14 protein-coding genes and 1 pseudogene are annotated in these 22,264 nt (G+C 50.9%); 13 read left to right on the forward strand and 2 right to left on the reverse strand.

Going from position 1 to position 22,264, the window contains the following annotated elements; translation table 11 throughout:
- The 3 genes and pseudogenes from H3T90_RS00005 to H3T90_RS00015 form a co-directional block, all read left to right on the forward strand.
- Window positions 1–408: pseudogene (locus H3T90_RS00005) on the forward strand (IS256 family transposase); the annotation flags it as partial.
- 1,164 nt (window positions 409–1,572) lie between these two features.
- Window positions 1,573–1,875: a hypothetical protein gene (locus tag H3T90_RS00010; protein ID WP_198229143.1), complete on the forward strand. Its 303-nt coding sequence runs from the start codon at window positions 1,573–1,575 to the stop codon at window positions 1,873–1,875.
- A 38-nt stretch (window positions 1,876–1,913) separates the two neighbouring features.
- Window positions 1,914–5,336 carry a hypothetical protein gene (locus H3T90_RS00015; RefSeq protein WP_198229145.1) on the forward strand — a complete coding sequence of 1,141 codons (3,423 nt, stop codon included), beginning with the start codon at window positions 1,914–1,916 and terminating at the stop codon, window positions 5,334–5,336.
- Between the two features lie 470 nt (window positions 5,337–5,806).
- Here the strand turns inward: H3T90_RS00015 and H3T90_RS00020 are convergent, their stop codons facing one another.
- The gene (locus H3T90_RS00020) at window positions 5,807–6,796 is read right to left on the reverse strand and encodes a helix-turn-helix domain-containing protein (protein ID WP_198229147.1); all 990 of its coding nucleotides are present in this window, start codon (window positions 6,794–6,796) and stop codon (window positions 5,807–5,809) included.
- A gap of 175 nt (window positions 6,797–6,971) precedes the next feature.
- On the opposite strand from H3T90_RS00020, the gene H3T90_RS00025 reads away from it, so the two are divergent.
- From H3T90_RS00025 to H3T90_RS00050, 6 genes are all read left to right on the forward strand, one after another.
- A complete protein-coding gene (locus tag H3T90_RS00025) occupies window positions 6,972–8,990 on the forward strand; it encodes an ABC transporter ATP-binding protein (RefSeq protein WP_198229149.1) in 2,019 nt (672 codons plus the stop codon).
- Complete coding sequence (locus tag H3T90_RS00030; RefSeq protein ID WP_198229151.1) at window positions 8,991–10,748, forward strand: ABC transporter ATP-binding protein; 1,758 nt, start codon at window positions 8,991–8,993, stop codon at window positions 10,746–10,748. It begins immediately after the preceding gene.
- Between the two features lie 238 nt (window positions 10,749–10,986).
- Window positions 10,987–11,187, forward strand: coding sequence for a P-loop NTPase family protein (locus H3T90_RS00035; RefSeq protein WP_052733338.1), 201 nt, complete (start codon window positions 10,987–10,989; stop codon window positions 11,185–11,187).
- 3 nt (window positions 11,188–11,190) lie between these two features.
- Complete coding sequence (locus tag H3T90_RS00040; protein ID WP_015022038.1) at window positions 11,191–11,340, forward strand: hypothetical protein; 150 nt, start codon at window positions 11,191–11,193, stop codon at window positions 11,338–11,340.
- 730 nt (window positions 11,341–12,070) lie between these two features.
- Complete coding sequence (locus H3T90_RS00045; RefSeq protein WP_198229153.1) at window positions 12,071–12,985, forward strand: ABC transporter ATP-binding protein; 915 nt, start codon at window positions 12,071–12,073, stop codon at window positions 12,983–12,985.
- A gap of 31 nt (window positions 12,986–13,016) precedes the next feature.
- On the forward strand, window positions 13,017–13,772 hold the full coding sequence (locus H3T90_RS00050) for an ABC transporter permease (protein ID WP_198229155.1): 756 nt from the start codon (window positions 13,017–13,019) through the stop codon (window positions 13,770–13,772).
- Between the two features lie 544 nt (window positions 13,773–14,316).
- Here H3T90_RS00050 and H3T90_RS00055 read toward each other — a convergent pair.
- Window positions 14,317–15,411: a LacI family DNA-binding transcriptional regulator gene (locus tag H3T90_RS00055; RefSeq protein WP_198229157.1), complete on the reverse strand. Its 1,095-nt coding sequence runs from the start codon at window positions 15,409–15,411 to the stop codon at window positions 14,317–14,319.
- A gap of 373 nt (window positions 15,412–15,784) precedes the next feature.
- On the opposite strand from H3T90_RS00055, the gene H3T90_RS00060 reads away from it, so the two are divergent.
- The 4 genes from H3T90_RS00060 to H3T90_RS00075 all read left to right on the forward strand — a co-directional run bounded on the left by H3T90_RS00060 (window position 15,785) and on the right by H3T90_RS00075 (window position 22,077).
- The gene (locus H3T90_RS00060; RefSeq protein WP_046323057.1) at window positions 15,785–17,050 is read left to right on the forward strand and encodes an ABC transporter substrate-binding protein; all 1,266 of its coding nucleotides are present in this window, start codon (window positions 15,785–15,787) and stop codon (window positions 17,048–17,050) included.
- A gap of 141 nt (window positions 17,051–17,191) precedes the next feature.
- Window positions 17,192–18,133, forward strand: coding sequence for a carbohydrate ABC transporter permease (locus H3T90_RS00065; RefSeq protein ID WP_198208426.1), 942 nt, complete (start codon window positions 17,192–17,194; stop codon window positions 18,131–18,133).
- Window positions 18,130–18,984 (forward strand): carbohydrate ABC transporter permease, encoded by an 855-nt coding sequence (locus tag H3T90_RS00070; RefSeq protein WP_198229159.1) that lies wholly within the window; start codon window positions 18,130–18,132, stop codon window positions 18,982–18,984. Before H3T90_RS00065 ends, H3T90_RS00070 begins: the two co-directional genes overlap by 4 nt.
- Before the next feature lie 102 nt (window positions 18,985–19,086).
- The gene (locus H3T90_RS00075) at window positions 19,087–22,077 is read left to right on the forward strand and encodes a beta-galactosidase (RefSeq protein WP_198229161.1); all 2,991 of its coding nucleotides are present in this window, start codon (window positions 19,087–19,089) and stop codon (window positions 22,075–22,077) included.
- Window positions 22,078–22,264: the final 187 nt, after the last annotated feature.

Consider the following 22,264-nt stretch of genomic DNA (forward strand, 5'->3'; position numbering starts at 1 on the left):
TCCTGGTGGTGGACCCACCAGGAACTCCGCCGCTGCTACCGCAGGCTCGAACACCTCTTCCAAGACAGGCAGCCCTTCGCCTTCCTGGAACCCGAACTCACCGCCGGCGGGCCAGTGGAACGCACCACCAACCGGCTGGAAGGAGGAGTCAACCCACCCATCAAACGCACCCTCCTGCAACACCACGGCCTACCCGAGAGCCACATGAGACGCGCCTGCGAATGGCACTGCTACATGAAAACCGACAACCCCGACCCCGCCAGCCTGATCAGGGACGAACACCACCAGCCACAACCAGCACCCAAACGGGAAACCAGACAGGAACAGGACGAGCCCGAACACTACGGCACCGCCATCAACTGGAACGAGTTCCACACACCAGTCAGATACCCCAACACCACACTCTGACCAACACACAACCAAACCCACACACAGAACCTAAAACAACGCGTTTAGTTCCTATAGGCCCAATGTCCGAATTATACGCCATGAGGTCTGTCTGAGAGTGTTTGTTAGGTATCAGGAAAGTATGGCTTTAGCCGTTAGTAAGTGTCTACTTTGCCCGAGAATCAAGAAGACGTCGATATGCTCTGTTTGAAGGCAGTCGTGAAGAAGAGCAGTACTGTCGGCGCAGGTCGTATCCATTGGCTGCGTATGTAGTGTGGAGCCTAAAAAGCCACGGCTAAAATTGGTGGGCTGCCAATTTGAGAAGTGACTTGGACTGGTTATTCTCTAAGCAGGAGCTTGATGACGGCGCGAGCGGGGACAAGCCCATCTTGTGACCTGCTCATGGACCGTATCGCCGCCCCCAAGGTCCCAGTGTGTAACGGCGTCGTCAGGGTATCGCTAAGGTCGTCAGGCGCGGCCAGGTACGCTCATACGCTGCTACCTGCCCATATCAGCATGAACCTCATCGCCTTGACCGGTAAGCGACTACGGATGAAGGTCGGCAGGCAGCTGTGGCGCATCGTTGTCACCCTGAACCGGGTGAAGACTGAGGAGGACTTGAGGTAATAACTGGTCGCTTACAACGACTAGGAATGCAAAGGCACGAATGGCTTGAGAGGCAAAGCACATTTAAGGACGAGATTGAGGCTGATATGCCCATCAACGATGCGTAAAAGCTAGAAAACTGTTGAATAAGAGCGTCATGGAAGGCGCCATGAACACCTTTTTCTCCATGGTTGACCAGTGCGAGGACCTGATACTTACGATCAACAAACTACTCGAAGCTTGAAATAAACAACTACACCATGCTCCTCAATCACAACGGCTAGACTGGAACGAACGATATAGCCGATCTGCTGGTGTGCCATCAACAGACCTAAGACTCCCGAGAATCTTCCACTCATCCATTTTCACAATCAGACAAGTTTTGCAACAATCTTTAGAAACCACCCACCATGCCGAAATGTACGGGTGATGGGGATCATCGGTGACGGTGCAATGTACTTCTCGTAAACATTTGCTACTGCTCTTCTCTCACAGCCATAAGTCTTATACCGCTATCAAATCTTATGGGGTATGGAAGTAAGGTAGGTGTAGTCGTTTCATAAGGTCAGGAAGGGAATTATGGGGAGACTGCCGTATTTAGCTCAGCTCAAAGATGTTTATTCATTTGGAAGAACAACTACAGCTCGTTCGACATTGCCTATCCTGATAAGAAGAATTATCTTGCAGTCGAATCAAACAATTACTTTTATTAAAATGCCCGGAGAGGAAGATACGGACCTAGGTGGATACGATGGTCAAGTGCGTGCTGGGCAAGGAAACGCATTTGTTCCATCAGGGTACAGTGTGTGGGAATTCGGCACATCTCGTGGTATCAAAGCTAAAGCCAATTCTGACTATAACAAGCGTACAAAAACCCTTTAGGCATAAACCAATCCGAAACCACCTTCGTCTTTGTTACCTTGGGGAGATGGGCGGATGCACAGGCTTGGGCTTGCGAGAAAAACAAAGAGGGAAAATGGAAAGAAGTCCGTGTATATACCGCCGATGACATATTAACAGCGCTTGAGGAAACTCCAGCGGTATATTTGTGGTTTTCAGAAATGTGCGGGAAATCGGTTCATGGATTATCCAGTCTGGAAACTTGGTGGAATGACTACCGAAAACCGTGTGATAATCTACTTACTTCTGAGCTTGTCTTGTGTGATCGATCTTATGAAAAAAGTCTTCTTAAGAAGAAACTAAGTGACAGCAAGCCGAGTCAAATAATAATAGGGTCTGTGACGATTGAAGATTGTCTTGCATTCGTGGCGGCGACTTTGCTTTCTGATGAGCAAGGAATGCTGTCTAAAGCTGTGGTCGTTAGTGAGACAAGCGCACTGGAGTATTTAAGACAAGTGTCAGAACGTCTAATTGTGCTTTTGTCAGATGCTGCTCTAGTAAGAGAAGCTGAACTACTTACCGGACACCATATAGTTATTGGCGTAAATAAAGTGCAGCAAGTCGCACCAACAATAAATTTGCCTGACATCTCGTATGAAAAAGCTGTAAACTATTTCGAAACGAAGAATATATCAGATGAGAAACAAGCAGAATATGCACGTTCAGCGCATAAAAGTATACCATTGCTGCGTCAAAAAATCGCTCATATACCTCTTCCTGATGCGCTCTTACCGAATTCAAACTCTCCTCATGTAAATGAACTAGTTAGAAGAGCATGGATGCTTGGGCGGTGGGACGGCGCAATAAAGGGGGATGCAGACGTTTTTGCTCGTTTTGTGATAGACCCCAACGATGAAGAGTTAACTGATGCGCTACTTAAAGACGCTAATAGTGCTAATCCTATTTTTTCAATATTTGGAAGTGTGCGTGCAGTTATTTCTCCTATTGAAAGTTCTGAACGTCTGCTACAGACGATAACAAAATCCGATTTAGACGCTTTCCGAGAGGCAGTTTGTTTTGTACTGAAAAAAGCGAATCCCGCTTTGTCTCTTCCCGAAGACCTGCAATGGACGGCAACGATTTATAGAAAGAGGAGGGGAGAATCCGAAGATCTTAGGAAGGGAATTGCGACTACACTTGCCTTGCTAGGTTCCTCGAGTGCGACTGTAAGTGATTTCCCTTCTCTGTCTTTTTCGGATTGGGCGGCCAATGTTGTTTCAGATATACTGCGTTTCGCAAATGACGATTGCACCGGGGGCATATGGATTTCGATAAATGATGTTTTGTCGGAAATTGCTGAGGCGGCACCCGAAGAGTTTCTGGATGAATTGCAAAGAGCAATAAGTCCAAGCGGTGTACTTATGGATAAATTATTCCATGAATCATCTAATTTGTTGGCACCAACCAGCCCGCATGTACAAGTGCTCTGGGCTTTGGAACGTCTGGCAATGATTCCCGATTATTTTGGGAGAGCTATGTGGTTACTTGCATTACTTGCTGATCACGATCCAGGCGGGGAACTCGTTAATCGACCGTTGAACTCTCTCGCTACTATTCTGTGTGCATGGTATCCGCAAACAGCTACATTATCAGATGAAAGGCATTCGTTCGTTCAAAAAGTCTGCAAAAAACTACCTCAGGTTGGTAAATCACTAGTTATTGCTCTCATTCCTAGAATTGGAGAAAGAACTTCAACAATTACGCCGTTTAAATTTAGACAATCCGCTTCACCAAATAAGCCGACCCACAATCAATTCGTTGGTGATATTAACGTATATCTTGGCTGTGCTGTTGACCTTGCTGAAAGTGATCCATCAATCTGGATCAAGATCATCCCTAGGTTGCCGTGTTTGCCTCAAAAGAGCAGAAATACTGCTTTGAATAAGCTCAGTCTCGCTAAGTTGAAATCAAACGATACGCGTGATGCGATATGGTTGGAGTTTTATAAACTTATTGAGGAATATCAGACTTCAGCAAATGTGTCAGCGTCTTTATCTCACAAAGATATCGAACGTTTCAAATCGGTCATGAAAGAGCTAGAACCAGCGGATCCTGTTGTTCAAGTAGCCCCGCTATTTGCCTACGACCGGTTGGTTTACGTCTTGGACAATCATACTCAGTCGATTGATAGAAAGCAGCTTCTGGCAAAAGCAAGAAATGATGCAATAAGTAAGGTCTTTGCGGAAGGCGGTTTGGAGAGCGTATTGCGACTTGCCAAAAGAGTTGAATGCCCTTGGATCGTTGGAGACGCGTTTGCTTGCCTCGGCCTACAGATACAAGACCATGCGATTGCCAGACTATTAGAAAGTGAGTTTTCCGGAGTATGTTCTTTTGCGAGTTCAGCTTTGTATAGACTAACTAATGGTAGATTAAGTAATCTACTGGAGATAATGCATAGTGATAGTTTGTCCAACACGGTAAAAGCTCGCTTGCTCTTACTCTCTAATGAATTCGACGAAGTATGGACATTTCTTATTAGTTATGATGAAGAAGTGGAGATGATATATTGGCTAGAGTTTCCAATTAATCACTTAGGAACCGATTTCATGTTAGCCAATGAAGCAGCAAAACAGCTGGCGAGTCATGGACGAATCGTGGACGCTCTCAAATTGCTTGTGTTATATAGTGAGGCTAGTGCTGTTAAAGTCGATTCGTGCTTAGCAGCTGATCTTATGGAAAAGTTCCTGATAAGCCATGATCATGAAAGTGAGACGTTATCTAGTCACGAAATAAAAGTGCTGATAAAACTCCTCCAAGATAGTGTGAGTGTAGACCGTACTCGTCTTGGGAAACTTGAATGGGCCTATTTGCGTGCATTTAATGATGGGCATGTGTGCTTATTTTTGCACCGGAAACTCGCTGATGACCCGCGCTATTTTGCTGACACTCTCTCTCTTGTATACCCAGAAACTGCTAATGGTGGAAAACAGCTGGAGGTCCCGAAAGAGCAGTCGGAAAATGCTTGGCTTCTGCTAAATACTTGGAGAACAATTCCAGGAGCGGTCAATGAGTCAAGTGAAATTGTCGAAGAACAACTGAGATCATGGATTCAAGAAGTTCAAAAGATACTGGGCTCGCGTGATCTAACTAGACGAGGAGATTACTATATTGGAAAAGTACTGGCTTATGCTCCCGCTGATAGTGACGGCACATGGCCATGTAAATCAGTATGTAATATAATAGAAGACTCTCAATCCACGTCTTTAGATGAAGGTTTCAGTGCTGAGCTGTTCAACAAAAGAGGGGCGGTTAGTCGTAGTTTAGAAGAAGGCGGGAAACAAGAGTATGAGCTTGAAGATGAGCTCCAAAAATGTGCTAACAGAATTAACGTTCAATGGCCGAAGGTGGCTGCGCTGCTGACAAGACAAGCGAGAGAATATCACTCAATGGGATTAAACGAAGATGAGCAAGCTAAAAGGTATAAAGAGGGAATAGATTATTGAGTCTTGTGCTCTGGATTACGGATAATCTGGTTTTGCATTTGATAGTTAAGCAGTAAAACTAGTAATAGTCCTACTTTTTGGCGTTTAGAGTGGTACATATACGGCCGGAAGGCTTTTATTTTGTTTGTGTTTGGTGTATTCCATACAGGTAATGTGTCTGTGCCTTTTGCCAATCAAAATAGTAAAGAATAAATCGACATATACGCCTGGAAGTTCTAGAAATAACGATTCGTGGCGACAAGCTGCGGATAGGCTCATTAGTTTCGATGCAGAGCCATATGGGCCTGATCTATATGTAAGGAGGAACGTGAGCTGGTTCCCTCTGCCAGAACGGGAACATCACCATCGCTCCATACAGCTCCTCTGCCTGGACGCCAAAATCGGACAATGGTCTCAGCTAGGGGAACGTTCATAAAGTCATAGTCCTCAGGTCTGTGACCGTCTACTTGACTTTCGCAATTGCGGACGTATCAATTGCAGCGAGCTTGTTCGATGCGCTTGCTTTGCTCGCGCCAAGTGATTGGAGGGATTCCGGTTTCTCTGGTGAAAGCCGCGCTGAATGAACTCGGACGCGTATATCCGACCCGCCTGCCAATCCGGGCAATGTCTTCCGTGGTTGACGAGAGAAGACGGCGGGCCCGGTCCATTCTTTGCTCTCTGATGTACCTGGCCAGACTTGTTCCGGTCTGACGCCTGAAGGCGAGGCATAAACGGGTGCGTCCCACATACAGGGATTGGGCTATCCGATCAATGGAGAGGTCGCCGTCCATGTGGGATTGGATGTGAGCTTTGACCTGTTGGACCAAGTCGCGGTCGTGTGAGGATTCGTGTCTTTGCACAAGTGCAGAGGAAGCCTGGGCCAACATTGCCATGAGGAGGTCGATGTGTGCTTTTATGAGGAACTCCGTCTGGCCTGGCCTTCCGGGGGCAAACGTTGACAGGGCGGTTAAAGCGGACTGTGCAATATTGGATGGCCAGGGCCTGCCAAAGGCGTCAAAGAGTCCCCCGACCTGACCGGGCCATTGGTTTTCCAGCTCCATGAAATAGCCGGGCAGGATGCAGATGCTCCGGGTCCGAGAGCGAGAGCCTGCCGGTATGCGGTTGGTGACCGATCCCGCCTGCTGGATCAGGGAGACCATATTGCCTTTCTGCATGGTAAATGGCTGCACCCCATAAGGAACAGGGTTGGATACCGGGCTTTCATCCAGGGTCAGGCAGGCGTAGTCGGTCATGGCGTACTCACTGAAGCTCATCTCGCGCAGGAAAATGATGTCGTGCCATATGACCAGGCAATAAGGACCCGCCAAATTGGCTTGGAACCTTCCTCGGCAAATGTCGCCATCCACCTGCCCTTCCAGTCCTCCTGATCGATAATGGAGTTCCATGCCGAGTTGCTCCACCTGGGGGCGGTACAGGGTCTGAATCTCGCGGGATTCGGAGTGCATCTCGTGGTCGGTCATTGCTCACCTGGTTTCATCCTGCCGGCTTTGTGGCAATCTCGGCAGACTTTCGTTTTCGTTCGCAGCTTTTATGGATTCATTCGTCCCTTTGCGACGGTCTTCCGGGCATTGACTTCTCAAATTACGTTCGATGGCAGCGGACGACAAGAGTTTTGGATGAACCTGGAGGAAAGAGATGACCACAGACCAGGCGGATTCGGGTAGCAAGCCGGATTTTGCAGAAGGTAAAGCACAGGGCGGGGGAGGCCGACCTGGCCAGGAGAGGCCACCTGCACGCAGTTCCCTAATGCGGCTGCTCGATTTCGCTGGCCCTCGCAAGGTGTTCTCCTATCTCGGCTGTGGTCTATCCGCGCCCTCCACGATTGCCGGCCTTGGACCTTACATCTGCATATGGCTGGCGGTGAAAGACCTCCTCGCCGTAGCGCCGAAGTGGTCCCAGGCCATGGGAATCGCCATATACGGATGGATTGGATTGGGGTTTGCGGTGGCTTCCGTCATTCTGTACTGTGCAGGACTGTTGATGGCACATCTGGCAGCTTTCCGGAGTGCCTCCAACATGCGTAAAGAGGCCATGAGCCACCTGATGAGCCTGCCCCTGGGGTATTTTGACCTCCACGCTTCAGGCGAGTTGCGTCGCACGATTGATGGCTCGGCCGGCGATACCGAGAATCTGCTTGCCCATATCCTCCCTGATGCAGCCGGCTCCTTCGCCATGATTCTTGGTATGCCGATATTGATGCTGGCTTTCGACTGGCGTATGGGCCTGGCCTGTCTCTTCCCCATCCTGATCGCCCTGGTCTGCATCCGTGTCATGATGAACGATCAGGGACAGTCCTTTGTGAAGAAGTACCAGGATGCCCTGGTGCGAATGTCCAAGACCGGGACCGAATATGTCCGTGGCATTCCTGTGGTCAAGGTCTTCCAGCAGACGGTCTATTCCTTCAAGGCCTTCCACGAGGCCATCGAGCACTACAGCCGAATAGCCAGGAACTATGCCATGCAAATCTGCCACCTGCCCCAGACCATTCAGATGACAGCCCTGAACGGGACTGTAATTTTCCTTGTTCCTGTAGCCATCCTGCTGGCTTCGGGGCATGGTGACTTCACCTCTTTCCTGACTGATTTCGCCTTCTACGCTGTCTTCTCGGGCATGGTTCCCACAGCCATGACCCGTCTGCAGTTCTCCAATGAGTCCTTCAGCAAGGCCGACGATGCCTTGAACAGAATCACCGGCGTGCTCAGCATCGATCCCCTGATGGTAGTTGCCGAACCGGAACACCCGAAGTCGGCGGATGCATCCATGGAACAGGTGTCCTATAGCTATCCAGGTGCCAATCGTCCGGCACTCGATCGGATTGACTTCAAGGTGCCGGAGGGCGCAATGGTGGCTCTGGTTGGTCCCTCGGGAGGAGGAAAATCGACCTGTGCCAGTCTGGTGCCGCGTTTCTGGGATGTGGATTCGGGCAGGGTCGCTTTGGGTGGCATTGATGTCAGATCCATGGATCCCCACGATCTGATGGGGCAGGTCGCCTTCGTTTTCCAGGCCAACAGGCTCTTTTCGACGACCCTGCTCGAAAACGTCCGCGCAGCCAGGCCAGAAGCGACTCCCGAGCAGGTACTGGACGCATTGAGGGCGGCTCAGTGCGTGGACATTGTCGACAAGCTTCCCAATGGGCTGGATACCGTGCTCGGTTCGGGTGGAACCTATCTTTCCGGGGGAGAGGTCCAACGCGTGGCTCTGGCCAGGGCAATCCTCAAAAGGTCTCCCATTGTGGTTCTGGATGAGGCGACTGCTTTTGCCGATCCTGAGAACGAGGTCCTGACACAGAAGGCGCTGACCAAACTGACCCAGGCTGAAGGGGGCCGACGACGAACCGTTCTTATGATTGCCCACCGCCTGTCGACTGTGGCCCACGTCGATCGAATTCTGGTGCTGGACGGGGGCCGTCTGGTTGAGCAGGGTACACATCGCCAGCTTCTTGATGCGCAGGGTACCTATGCCCGTCTCTGGTCTGATTACAAGCGGGCGGTTTCATGGAAGGTCAACAACTCTTCGAAGGCTGCCGGCAAAGCGGATCACGACCTCGCAGGCTCCACTGTGGGTGAGGAGTACGCCGCTTCCGGTGCCGGGCCATACGCTGCGGACTCGTCGACTGGTGATTCCGACATTCAGAGGGAAGGAGGTGAGGCATAAGTGCTCGCCTCATTCAAGAAGAAGTACGCCCTGTCCGATCAGGGCGTGAGAATCGTGGTTCTGGGAACGTTGTGGACTACACTGACCAATCTGATCATCATGGCGGGAACGGCCTCTCTTCTGCTGGTCATGAACGCTTTTGTCGGACACCTGACAGCGGGGGCGCCCCTGCCGGAGATCTTGCCCTATCTAGCTGGTCTCCTGGTCTTTGCCCTCATTCTCTTCGGCTCCTCCTGGTTCCAGTACAGTTACTCCTACGGTGCGGTCTTCAGCCAGACCGGAACTCAGCGGATCAACTTGGCCGAGAGACTGCGCAAACTGCCACTCTCATTTTTTGGGCGGCGTGACCTGGCTGATCTGACCGATACCATTCTGGGTGACGTGGCCACCATGGAACATGCCTACGCCCATGCCTTGAGCCAGCTCTATGGCGCAGTCGTTTCATCCGTCCTGATATTCCTGTCGCTTCTGCCCATCAATTGGGCACTTGATCTGGCTGCCTTCTGGAGTGTGCCGGTGGCCTTCGCTATCATCTTTGCCACTCGACGATTTGTTGAAGCCTCGTCACGGCGCACGAGGCAGGCTCAGGTGCGGGTCAGTGACGGCATTCAGGAGGCGCTTGACTGCGTTCGGGAGATTCACGCCACCAACCAGGAAGACAGGTATCTGGACAGGCTATTCTCGACCATTGACGACACCGAAGCCACTACAGTCCGAACCGAGATGACCAATGGTCTTATAATGAACTCCGCCATGGTGGTTTTGAGGTTGGGTGTGGCAACGACCTTCCTGGTGGCTGCCGGATTGATTATCCAGGGCAGGATCGACTTCATGGTCATGTTCCTCTTCCTCCTGATGGTCTCACGGATCTACTCGCCCTTTGATCAGGCGCTGATGCTGGTTTCGGAGCTCTTCCAATCCCAGGGCTCGGCCCGGCGGATCCGCTCCATCACCGAGGAACCTGTAGCCGGGGGTAGTACGGAATTCCATCCCGATGGGCACGATATCGTCTTCGACCACGTTGCCTTCTCCTATCCCGGTCTTGCGGGTAAGGCGACAGGTGAGCCGGTTCTTGAGGATGTCGGTTTCACTGCCAAGGAGGGGGAGATTACGGCCCTGGTCGGTCCTTCGGGGTCCGGTAAATCGACCTGCGCCCGCCTTGCGGCTCGCTTCTGGGATGCCGTTTCAGGTTCCATCACCGTAGGAGGGGTGGATGTGAGCCAAGTAAATCCGGAGGTTCTCCTGCGAGACTATGCCGTGGTTTTTCAGGACGTGATGCTCTTTGATGACACGGTCTTGGGCAATATTCGGATGGGTCGGAGCGGTGCCAGTGACGAGGAGGTGTTGGCTGCGGCCAGCGCTGCCAACTGCGACCAGTTCGTCTCGCGCCTGCCACAGGGGTACCAGACGATGATTGGTGAAAACGGCTCCAGGCTTTCCGGGGGCGAGCGGCAACGAATCTCAATTGCCAGAGCCATCCTCAAGAATGCCCCGATTGTTTTGCTCGACGAGGCTACCGCCTCCCTGGATGTGGAGAACGAGACGCAGGTGCAGGAAGCCCTGTCGCAATTACTGGTGGGCAAGACCGTCATGGTCATCGCCCACCGGATGCGCACTGTTGAGCAGGCCGACAAGATTGTCGTTCTTGACCATGGGCGTGTGGTCGAGCAGGGTTCTCCCCAGGAGCTTATGTCCGCAGATGGTGAGTTTGCGCGGATGGTTCGCTTGCAGGGGGAGAGCGCAGGATGGTCCTTATAGAACGAGCTTGAATCGGCTGCATGGAGGAGCCAGGAAATCAGGTCCGTTCTGCAGGAATCAAGGCTCATCAGGTCCTTGAGCATCGCGAACAACATCAAGCTGTACCTGCTCTAGGCAGGGACGCCAGGCAAGGTGCATTCGGGAAGATTCGGCCAGGTGGTGGACTCTCTGGGCATTGGGTCTATACTTGGCAAAACCGCTTAAATGCTCCGGTGGGAGAAAAGCAGGAACAGTTTTCGTGCGGGCCGTCATTATGAATTCCGAGGCTGTTCTTGCTGATGAGCCCGCTGCCGCTCTCGATTCAGCGAACAGGTCGAGGATCATCGCTCTGCTCTTTGGCCTGAACCAAGATTCGGGATCCACAATCGTCACCGTTATGCATGACGCCTCACTGGCTGACCAGCATGATCGAATCATCAAACTTCAACGAAAGGCCTAGAACATGGGTTTCTGGATTATGGTATTCGCGGCTTTGCTCGGCTTGGCACTGATTGTTCGGGGATTTGTATTGGGCAAGAAGGACAAGCGCTGGTTCGTGCTGTGCATATTGGGCGCAGCAAGCCTGGCGTTAGCCGTTTGGCTTGCTATATGAGCACACGGTGAAACAATGCCGACCGCCAGCATCGGGTGAGTATAAGTACAAATCGCTGTCAGGTAGGACTGAGTGTGCCCAGTATGTGGCTGGACATACTGCGCATGGGGGGGAAACCTGATAGGTTCAAGCAACTTGTAGTTCTGCTTTGGGTGCTTCGTGGGAGGGATCGATCCTTCCCAGTATAAAAAGAGTCTGACAGGGCCTCTTCCATCTGTAGAAGTCGGATAAGGGTTCTCGTTGCGGTAAAAGCAACGCCCAACAACCTGCGAGACGCATTGTTTCCGTTCGGGGAACTCCGGCATTTGAGATTCAGGCATTTGAGCAAATCGCTTGCTGAAGCCATGGATGAGGAAACCAGGTTCTAGGAGATAGTTTTTTGTTTTGCCAGAGAGGCTGCAGGGGGGCTGCAGATGTCTTATTAGGAGAACCGCAGAGATTCCGTATTGCCGATGGCTGATCGAATTAATAAGTGAGTTCTTTCTTCTTTCTATGAACGTGTGGCAGATACTCATGGCTCACTTGATTCGCCAATGAGTAGAGTTGCATGTTTCTCTTTAGATTTGTAGACAGGTGCTTGAGCATTCGGTCCTAACAGCCAGCGGTTCTTATGCTGATGTATTTCAATCACCATTGGTGGTAATCTTTTCAAAGAGTGTGTGGCAGGTTTGGCCGCTCAATGCAATGAAACTTTAACGAACCGCTGTACCTACCATAAAGGGTGGCACCAATGAATGCTGCTATAGAACTTGGCAATCTAGTTAAAGAGTATGAAACGCCAGCAGGGGTTATCAAGGCCCTGGATCACCTCGATTTAACCGTCCCTGAAGGGGGCATCTTTGGTCTGCTGGGCCCTAACGGTGCCGGAAAATCAACAACGCTCGAAATAGCTGTCGGCTTGAGAAAACCGACTTCCGGAACTGTCAACATATTCGATAGGAATCCGCAGACTGATTCGCAGTGGATTCATCAGAGGGTGAGTATTCAACCACAGGAGTCCACTGTCTTTCCCCAGGAAAGAGTGGGGGAGATACTGTCATTTTGGGCCAGTCTTTATGATCACCCGCGCGACGTGGACAAGGTCGCGAAATGGATGGGCTTGGACGAATTGCTGCTCCGCAAGGTGGCGAAATTATCAGGTGGACAAAAACAACGTCTGAACGTTGGTTTATCCATCATCGGACGGACGAAACTAGCCATACTTGACGAACCTTCCACTGGTCTTGACGTAATGGCTCGAGACGACCTTTGGAAGGTGCTTCGTTTTTTGGCCGAAGAAGGTACGACAATTGTCTTATCGACACATGATTTGGATGAGGCGAGAGTTCTGTGCCAAGAAGTTGCGGTGATAGATCATGGTCGGTCTGTAGCTCAAGGAAGTCCGGAGGAACTCATAAGGAAATATGCCGAGGGGACGTTGATATCTTGCCAAGTAAGCCCAGATGGAATATTGGATCTGATGAGCATGCTTCGAACTTTCGGCGAACCGAAAGTTATTGATAAGACAACCATCTCGATACGTGCCGACGATACGGATCCGGTTATTGCTGTGCTGTCAAGCAATCCTGCGGTTTCCCAATTACGTATGAACGAACCAAGCCTTTATGATGCCTTCGTAAGGCTGACCGGGCATGATTTTGAATAGTTGACGATACTCATTTTTGATAGGACTCCAGATGACACAAAAACGGGACCTTCGCCCCCTGTTGGCGCTACAGACTCGTGAACTAATCAGGAACACTTCATACTTTATTTTTGTCATAATTTTTCCTTTTGCCATGGCTGGTATGTTCCTTTTCATGTCCGAGATGATGAAAGGGCAGGCTGATGCTCCGGACTTCAGCCCCTTTGTCATGCCCATGGCCCTCTTTCTGGCAGTGACCGGTACAGCTTTGACAATGACTGCAGGCCCTTTGGCCGAGGTCAGGCAATCAGGAGCTCTTCGGGTACTTTCAACTACGCCGATTCGCAAAGCTGACTATTTGATGACGTATCTGGCTGTAAGGTTCATTATGGCGACCGTGCAGATCATTGCCATAGTCGGCGCTTCAGTATTGCTTAATCTGCTTCCGCTCAGGGATGTTGGTCGAGTTTTTGTCGTGTCCTTATTGGGCCTGGTCATGTTCCTTGCTCTGGGTTATTTAATGGGCGGGTGTCTTTCCTCATCGCAGTTGGCAACCAACTTGGGAACTCTCGTACAATTGTTGGCTTTGTTCCTCAGCGGTCTGGCCATACCCTTCGCCATCCTTCCAGATTGGTTGACGAATGTTATCAGATGGATTCCTTCGACTCTATTTGGAGATCTTATTTTCTGGGCGTCAAAAAATCCTCTGCAACAAACGGGCGCTATGCTTTCAACCTCCATCGTGCTTGCTGTTACTGTATTGCTTGTGTTTTTGGCGGTTCGTAGTTTCAAATGGGATGTGGAGTGAATTTAGAACACCGATTCTTACTAATATTAAGAGAGTACAGGAAAGTTGAACCGTTGAATACGAAACATAAGTTAATTATGGCACTGGTCAATAAGAGAGTTTGAGGGTTGAGCTAGGCTTCTTTTCTCAATTACTGTCATGTCTGGGATTATCGGCACATACTCAGTGGAACCGATTCAGCCTGTTTATACTTCTGCCGATGGTCAACGGCATCATCTGTTTCAGGAGGATTGCTCAGATGGACCTGATCCCCGTCATTTAAGCCGAGGTTGTTCCATTTGACAATTCATGCTATTGGCAAGGTTTCTTAATCTTCTGTTCTTTTCCTGTGAAGCACTGTACTGCGACTGTCGGTCGTGTGCTGCTATCCCGCTGGCAGTATTGTCATGAAAGTTTCTTTTAGCGCGGCAGATACTTGGTCATGCCGAAGACATGGCATGACCTGCATTTAGTCTGTTTCGGATGTCTATTGTTTAATGGTCCTCCTGTCTGTCGCGACTGTGGCCACCAATGGAACACGTATATCATCGTCGTTTCGGATTTTTTAGAGGGACTTCGTCGATTCACGTTGCAACAGTTGATAGTGGGCGGTAAGTCTTTGGGGTTGTTGCCTGGTTTTGGTTTGAGTCTTCCCGGAGGCTTCGTCTAGGCGCATCACCAGGGTGTCAACAGCCTGCCGGGCCATATCGTTGAAGTCGAAGGCCACAGTACTCAGACTGGGAGCGATGAAGGCTCCCTGGGAGATACCGTCGAAGCCAATGACGGATACTTGATCAGGAATGCTGATATTCCGATCGATTAACGCTCTGATGACGCCAAGCGCCGCAGCATCGTTGATGCAGACCACAGCGTCAAAGCTTACCTGATTGCCGTATTGGTTCCTTGGCGAATTTTCGTAATTGGAGGCGAGGTCATAGTCGATATAATCCAGCATGGTTTGGCGGCTGGTGCCGGGGCTCCAATCCGGAGGGTTGATGAACTGTTGAGGTCCTGGTTTCATGCCGTGGTTTGCCAGTGAGGATTCATAGCCGACGACTCGGGTCGTGGCTGAATTCAGCGGATTTACGCATTCGGTTAAAGGTATATAGGGCATGCCAAAAAAAACAGGATTTCGACAGCCGGAGGCAAATAGATAATCGGTGGCTTCGCGCATGGCTTTTTTGCCTGGGGTTTGCAAAACATCATATTCGGGATTTTCATCTTGAGCGGAAAGGAGTAAAGCGGGTTTGCCGTGTAATTGCGCCTTGATCTGCCGGCTTGTCAATTTACTGGGGCTGAAAATGACTGCATCGCAGAAAGCGCTGATTACATGCTCCAGAATTGTGGTTTCGCTCTCACGACGGTAGAGGGTTTGTTGGATGACTGTTTGTAGCCCCTTGCCCAAGGCATATTCTGAAATAGCGTCAGCTAGCTGGCTGACGTATGGATTGGCAATTTCCTGGACGACCAAGCCGATAGCCCCACTTTTACCAGACTTGAGGTTTCTGGCGGAAAGGTTAACGGCGTAGTCGAGTTCTTGTGCCGCTGCCATGACTCGTGAACGTGTGGCCTCGGAAATCATAGGGTCCCCGTTCAAGGCATAGGATACTGTGGCCTGTGATACACCCGCCAAAGCGGCGACATCACGCATTGTGACCATGAATTCTACCTTCGTCTTTCTTCTGTTTATGCTGTCGATGCCGAACCATAGGAAATTGATTGCTGTCTCCAACCAATGAACAATGCAGCTGAATCCATTAATCTAAGAATTCATTGCATATAGCTCATTACCTATCGTTCTTCTGACTTCAATCATGCTATGACTTCTTCAGCTTATATAAGCAGGCTATGGCAAATCTACATCATATTTGACACGTATAAGTTGCATGCGTTATATTGTTACTGGCAATTAGCTGATTCGATTCAGTAAGTGTCTTCACTGAGTCGAAATCATGTCGAATGGTTGGTGCGTTGATGCCTGGCCATCCGGCAATATATGAGAATCAAGGATTCCTTGAACCAAGGAGGTTTCAATGAGGTCCTGGAAGAAGAAAGGCCTGACCGCGATCCTGGCGGTACTTGCTTCAGTGTCCATGGTGTCTTCACTGGCGGCTTGTGGGGGCAGCAATGGCGCCGGCAAGGATGAATTGGTCCTAACGATCTGGGGTGGTGATATCGACAAACGCGTCATGCAGAAACGCCTGAGCCTGGCTAAGAAGAAATATCCCAATATCCCCGTCAAACTGCAGTATATAGCCAAGGATTACGATACCAAGATCCAGACTATGTTTTCAGGCGGAACACCACCCGATATTTTGGAAATGGCTGATAATATCAACGCATACTCCAGTCGTGGTCAGCTAGCTGATTTGACATCAGATTTCCCGAACGTCGCTCGAGACTATGGCAAAACCAATCAGAAGATCTATACATATAAAGGCAAGCTGTATGGGGCTCCTGACAGGGCGGCACCAGCGGTGATCTTCTATAACAAGGACATTTTCGATGCTGCTGGTGTGGAATACCCCAGCGAAAAGTGGGATTGGAATACCTTCTTGACCAACGCCCAGAAATTGGTCAAGCGTGAGAATGGCAAGACCACTCAGTGGGCCTACTGCGAAGGTGATTGGTGGGCCTGGTATATGACCTGGATCTATCAAAACGGCGGCCGTATTCTCGACAAAGATGGCAAGCCGGTGGTGAATTCGCCTGAGAATGTTGAAGCCATGCAGTTCTATCAAGATCTCATGTACAAGTATGAGGTCATTCCCAAGCCGCAGGAGATCACGGATTCAGGCGCTGACCCCCTGTTCGCACAAGGTAAGACAGCCATGAATGTGACTGGTTTCTGGGACATCTCCTCACTTAAGGATGCCAAATTCAACTGGGGAGTTGCACCCCTGTGGCATGGCAAGAAGACTGCTGTACCCATGTTCTTCAACGCCCTTACGGTCTCTTCTCAGAGCAAGCATAAGGATGATGCAATCAAGATTGTGAAATATCTGACCTCGAAAGAGGGACAGCGGCCTATCGCCGAGAGCGGGCTCGACATGCCAGCGAACCTTGCTGCGGCCAAGGACAAGTCCTTTACCCAGGCATCTTGGAATAAGAATGGATTGGATCTGACTGCTTTCACCAGATCTACCTCGATGACCTATGCTCCGCCGTTGACGCCAGAATGGTCACAGATTACCAAGGCCATGTCCGATGGTATGTCCCAAACCTGGAACGGCAAGCAGGATGTCAAAACTGGCTTGGATAAAGCTCAGAAGACATTGGAGCAGGCTCTGAACAAGTAGCAGGGTCAGTCCAGTTCCAGGCAGCTGGCGGATCCGGCGCATAATGGCCGGATCCGCAGCGCCTTTTTACCCGCAGTGCTCTGTTGCGCCAAGTCAGATGCGCCTGCCGTCGTGTTTTTACATCGTCAAGAGGTGATTTGTATGAGTATATCCGCATCCATAGGTCGTCGTCATCGTGGTTCGCGTCGAGGAATGAAACGGAGCACTAGGGAGACCCTGTTCTTTTACGTATGTATATCTCCGTGGATTATCGGCTTTGTAGTTTTCACTGCGGTGCCTATGTTTTCTTCGCTGTATCTGTCGTTTACCGATTGGGATTCATTTCAGAAACCCAACTGGGTGGGTCTTGGCAACTATGCCAAGGCTCTTACTGCTGATCCTCTTTTTTGGAAAGTGCTCAGAAACACTTTCTATTACGCTATAGTCTCTGTACCTGTCTCCCTGCTCATCGCCCTGTACTTGTCCAATCTGCTTTCTCATGACTTTCGTGGTAAACGCATTTACCGCACCATCATTTATCTGCCTTCATTGGTGCCGCTTGTGGCAGCAGGATTGATTTTTAAATGGTTGCTCAAGCCTGAAGATGGACCAGTCAATGCCTTGCTGGGCCTGTTCGGCATCAAGGGTCCTGCCTGGCTGTTGGATGCAAACTGGGTTATTCCTGCCATAATCCTACTGTCCATCTGGCAGGTTGGAGGTGGAACGATCTTGCTTATTTCTGCCATTAATGGAGTGCCAAAAGAATTGTACGAAGCGGCTGAAATTGATGGAGCAGGTCACTACAGATTGTTTTGGAGCATAACGTTCCCAATGATCACACCTATTTTATTCTTCAATCTGGTCACAGGAATCATTGGCGCTTTCCAGGTCTTTGACCAGGTTTACATCCTGACCCAGGGTGGCCCAGACAATGCCAGCCAGATGATGGTGCCTTATATCTATACGTCCGCGTTCAAGGATTTTCATATGGGTTATGCATCAGCTCTGGCTTGGATACTCTTTGTCATCATCATGGTAATTTCGGCAGCGGTGCTTAAGTCCTCGGATGCCTGGGTGTTTTATGAGTCGGAGGTAAAGAAGTGAATACCCGTTCTGATTTTGGCGGCAAGGCGAGGCGTTACGCCATTCTCACCGTAGTCTCCGCTATTCTTTGTGCCCCACTGGTCTTCGTCGTGTCTATTGCTTTAAGCTCGGATGCAACGACTAAGGCTATGAAGTTTACTTTTCTGCCAGGGGAATGGCACTGGGAGAATTTCATCCAAGTCTTCAGCTCTGGACTTCCTATTGGCAGATTCATCCTCAATTCTCTGATAATCGTCATCCCTGCCTGCATTTTTATGACGTTTTCTTCGGCATTGGTCGCATACGGGTTTGCCAGGCTGCATGCACCAGGCAAGAACATCCTGTTCATCCTGGTTCTATCGACGATGATGATACCCGGCCAGGTGCTGATGATTCCTCAGTTCATTCTCTTCAGAACGCTCGGATGGATCAACACGCTCCTGCCCATGATCGTTCCGAATCTTTTCGCCAACGCTTACAACGTTTTTCTTATGCGTCAGTTCATCACTCGTATCCCCACGGAACTTGATGAGGCAGCGGAGATAGACGGCCTGGGATACTTTAGGATTTTCACCAGAATTATCCTGCCTATGATGGTCCCGGTCTTGGCAGCAGTGTGCGTCTTCACATTTTCATCCAACTGGGGGAGTTTCTTCGGGCCCCTGCTCTACATCAATGATGAGGATAAAATGCCTCTGGCGTTAGGCTTGCAGGTGCTTTCGAGCCAGAGTTCCAGCGTGCAGACACCGCCTTGGAACATGATCATGGTAGGAGCACTGATCCTCATCCTGCCGGTGCTTATCGTTTACTACTTTGCCCAGAGATATCTGTACGAGTCGGGGATGTTCGCCGGATCAGCAGGAATCAAGTAAACACCAAGGTTTGTCTTGTTTTGCAACAAGGCGAAAGGCATAGGAATGATGAGAAGAAAAGCGAAGACTTCGAATACCCTTGGAGCACCTGTAGGTCCGATCATGAATCAGGAGTCGGACGGCCGATTCGGTTATGTTGCGCCGGACATGGCGGTCTCAAATGCCAGGAAGGGCTCACCCTATCCAGTAGCTTTGACTCAAGGGCGTTTGTGGATTGATGGAAAAGCAAGGGTTCTGCTGTGTGCCTCGGTCTTTCCCTTTCGTATACCCCGAAGTCAGTGGGAGCAGCGTCTGAATGCGGTTAAACGGCTGGGTTATCAGGTCATAGATGTCTATACGCCTTGGAACCTGCATATGAGGGAACCGGGCAAGGCTGACTTTTCAGGTCGTTTGGACATCGAGGAGTTTCTGCGCATGACCAAACGTGCCGGTCTCTATGCTTTGATCCGGCCAGGCCCCTATATCTGTGCAGAATGGGATGGCGGGGGTCTGCCAGCCTGGGTGCTTACCGATCCTAAGATTCGAGCCCGGCAGCACGATGAGGCCTTCCTGGAGGCTGTCAGAACCTGGTATCAGCAAATTATCCCCATTATTTCGCGCCAACAATATGCTGGACACGGCCTTGGAGGACCCGTGATCATGGTCCAGGCGGATAACGAACTGGACTTCTTCGACTGTGACGATCCAACTGGCTACATTGGCTCACTGGCCTCCATGATGCGGGAAATGGGAGTGCGTGTGCCCATTGTCGTCTGTGCTGGTCAGGGGGATATGACTCGTGCCGGCGCTGACGCTGCAACGGTGGCGCCCGCTGTCAACCTCTATCCTGATGATGACGATCCGGATTTTGATCGTCAGGTGCGTTATTACCGTCATGCCGCCAGTAGGCGTGGAGCACCCCTGATTGTGACGGAGACTAACCGCGTACATCGCACGCTGAGGCGTTTGGTTGGATCGGGAGCGGCCTTCATAGGACCTTACCTGCAGGTGTCTGGCTGGGATTTCGATTACGGAACCTCCGTCAACAGTTGGGGTTCGTTAGAGGCCTTTATGACAGCCGACTACGACTTCGGCGGAGCTGTCGACCCTGCCGGCGGCGAGCGACCCGAGGCCGATCAGGCACGTCGATTGAGTGCAATCATCAATGCCTTGGGCGACCGGCTGAGCATGGCTCAAGTGGCGGATGAGGAGGCAATCGCCAGCTTTGCCAGTGGAATTCGAGTAGAAGGCCGTCCGCTCAGCCTGGAGGATCCGCAGTTGGGATTGGGTCTCCTGAATTTGGCCGGTGGTGGCAAATTGCTGACCTTGACCAACGTGAGTGAGCAAAATCTGAAGCTGGAGGCTAATAGCGGCCAGGGTTCACCTGACGAATGGCCACTGCCAGCGAAGACTGGGGTGATGCTGGTACGGGATCTCCCTCTGGGATCGGGTTGCCTTTTGGAAGCCACTAGCGGTGAATTGACAGGACTCGAATTCAACGAGAAGACCGGGGTACGAGTGCAAGTGGATGCTCCCGACATGATACCCGGTCCCCTGTGGTTGCGTTTAGCATTTCCTGCCGATACGTCGCTGGATAAGGTGCGGATTGACGGGGACTTGATCTGGCATCCCCTGGCTGACACCTGTAAGGATTCCGCCCAGAATACCGGGCTCGGAGATAAACCTGTCAATGGATTGGCCCTTTCTGGAAAGCATGGAGTCCTCCGAACAATGCTGATTACTCCAGAAGGCCGGAAATCAATTACTGTGCAGTTGGGTCAGCCGGTTACGAGGGCGCAGTCCTCGCATGCACCCATCGTTCGGTTGGAATCGGCGGGCAAGGCTGAATGTGACCAGGTATGGTCTTCTCCGTCTGCGTTGATTCCAGGCAGCAGGCTGCCTATGTTGGAAGAGCGAGGTCTGTGGTCTGGCAGTGGTCTGTATAGTACGCGTTGCTGTCCCGACGGAATTCGCGGGATGGTCCTGCGGCAGGCAGCAGATGTGGTTGGCCTGCAATGGGGGGATCTGGTGATGCCCTGGGTAGCGAATGGCGGCGGTGATTATTGGATGCCATTGGACGGCTCAGCTATCCAACGAACTGATGATGAGGATCCGCTCTTGTCCATAAGAGTAGGCATCTGGGGGCACTCCAATTTCGATGACACGAGATTGCAAGCTCTTCGGTTGTCTGCCGGGCGGGGTTTATCCGGTGTGCTGGCAGTGCATGAAGTCCTGCCCCTGAATTCAGGATGGCAAGCAACTGAAATTAAACGCTGGTCGTCGCCAGCAGGAAAGGCCGATGTGGTCCTTCCGGGGCGAGATCCGGTTCCCCGAATGGGCTTTGGGGGCTGGTCGGCCTCTTATTGGCCCAGGGTGGTGACATATACCCGTTCCCTGCCAAGTTTGTCGGTTTCATACCCGGCAGAGGCTGGTACAAGTTCTCGGTCGAGAATTAAGAATGCATCTTCGGGTCGAATGCTGGATGAAGAGAGCTGGTTGCCGGTCGGAGCCTTGCACTTCAAGGGTTGCCAGTGCAAGTGCGAAGTTGAACTTAACGGCTGCCAGATAGGAACAATCACCCCTTATGAGTCGACGCTTTGGCTGGGGCCCTTACAGGCAACGGATCGGTTGACTATCAGAACGTGGCAGACTTGGGGTGAGCCAACTGGAACGATTGAACTACTGGTAGGCGAACCCATTGCGGACTGGACTTTACGCACGCAAAATCTGACGATGCTTCGAAAGAGCGCAAGTCGGGCAATTTTCAAAGACCAGCGCCTTCCCGTAACTTGCCCGCCCGGCAGCTGCCTCTGGCTACAGGTTTCTCGGTCGGCTCTAGCGCAAGCTCAACAACGTGGATCAACGATAGTCCGCATGCAGGGTCAGGGCCTGCAAGTGACTGCTTTCGGGGAGCACACCAATCTGGGTCGGTTGGTGTTGGGCGGTTTGCCTGGAACGATATTTGCCGGAGGACGCGGCGATCTGCTCATAGTTCCTCAAGAAGAGGGAGATCTTTCGCTGCTCATCGAGTCTACTGGCAAAGAAGCAGGTCGGTTGGAAACAATTCAGCTAGGAGGTGCTGTGGACTTGAACTCAGAGAGCGGAGATCGGTAAATAAATATTCCTGGAACGTTGATCGCTGCTTCATGAGAATGCAAACGGAGACAAAGTCAAATTGGGTTACCGTTCGGTCCAATAATCGTTCTTGGAAGCAATCGTGTGTTTCGAGATTGACTTGTCTAGCGATAGCAAACCAACAGGGGTGATTATAGGCATATTCATTGGGTTTGTACGGGCTTGC

The organism is Bifidobacterium polysaccharolyticum (assembly GCF_016101585.1).
In the GTDB taxonomy this organism is placed as follows: domain Bacteria; phylum Actinomycetota; class Actinomycetes; order Actinomycetales; family Bifidobacteriaceae; genus Bombiscardovia; species Bombiscardovia polysaccharolytica.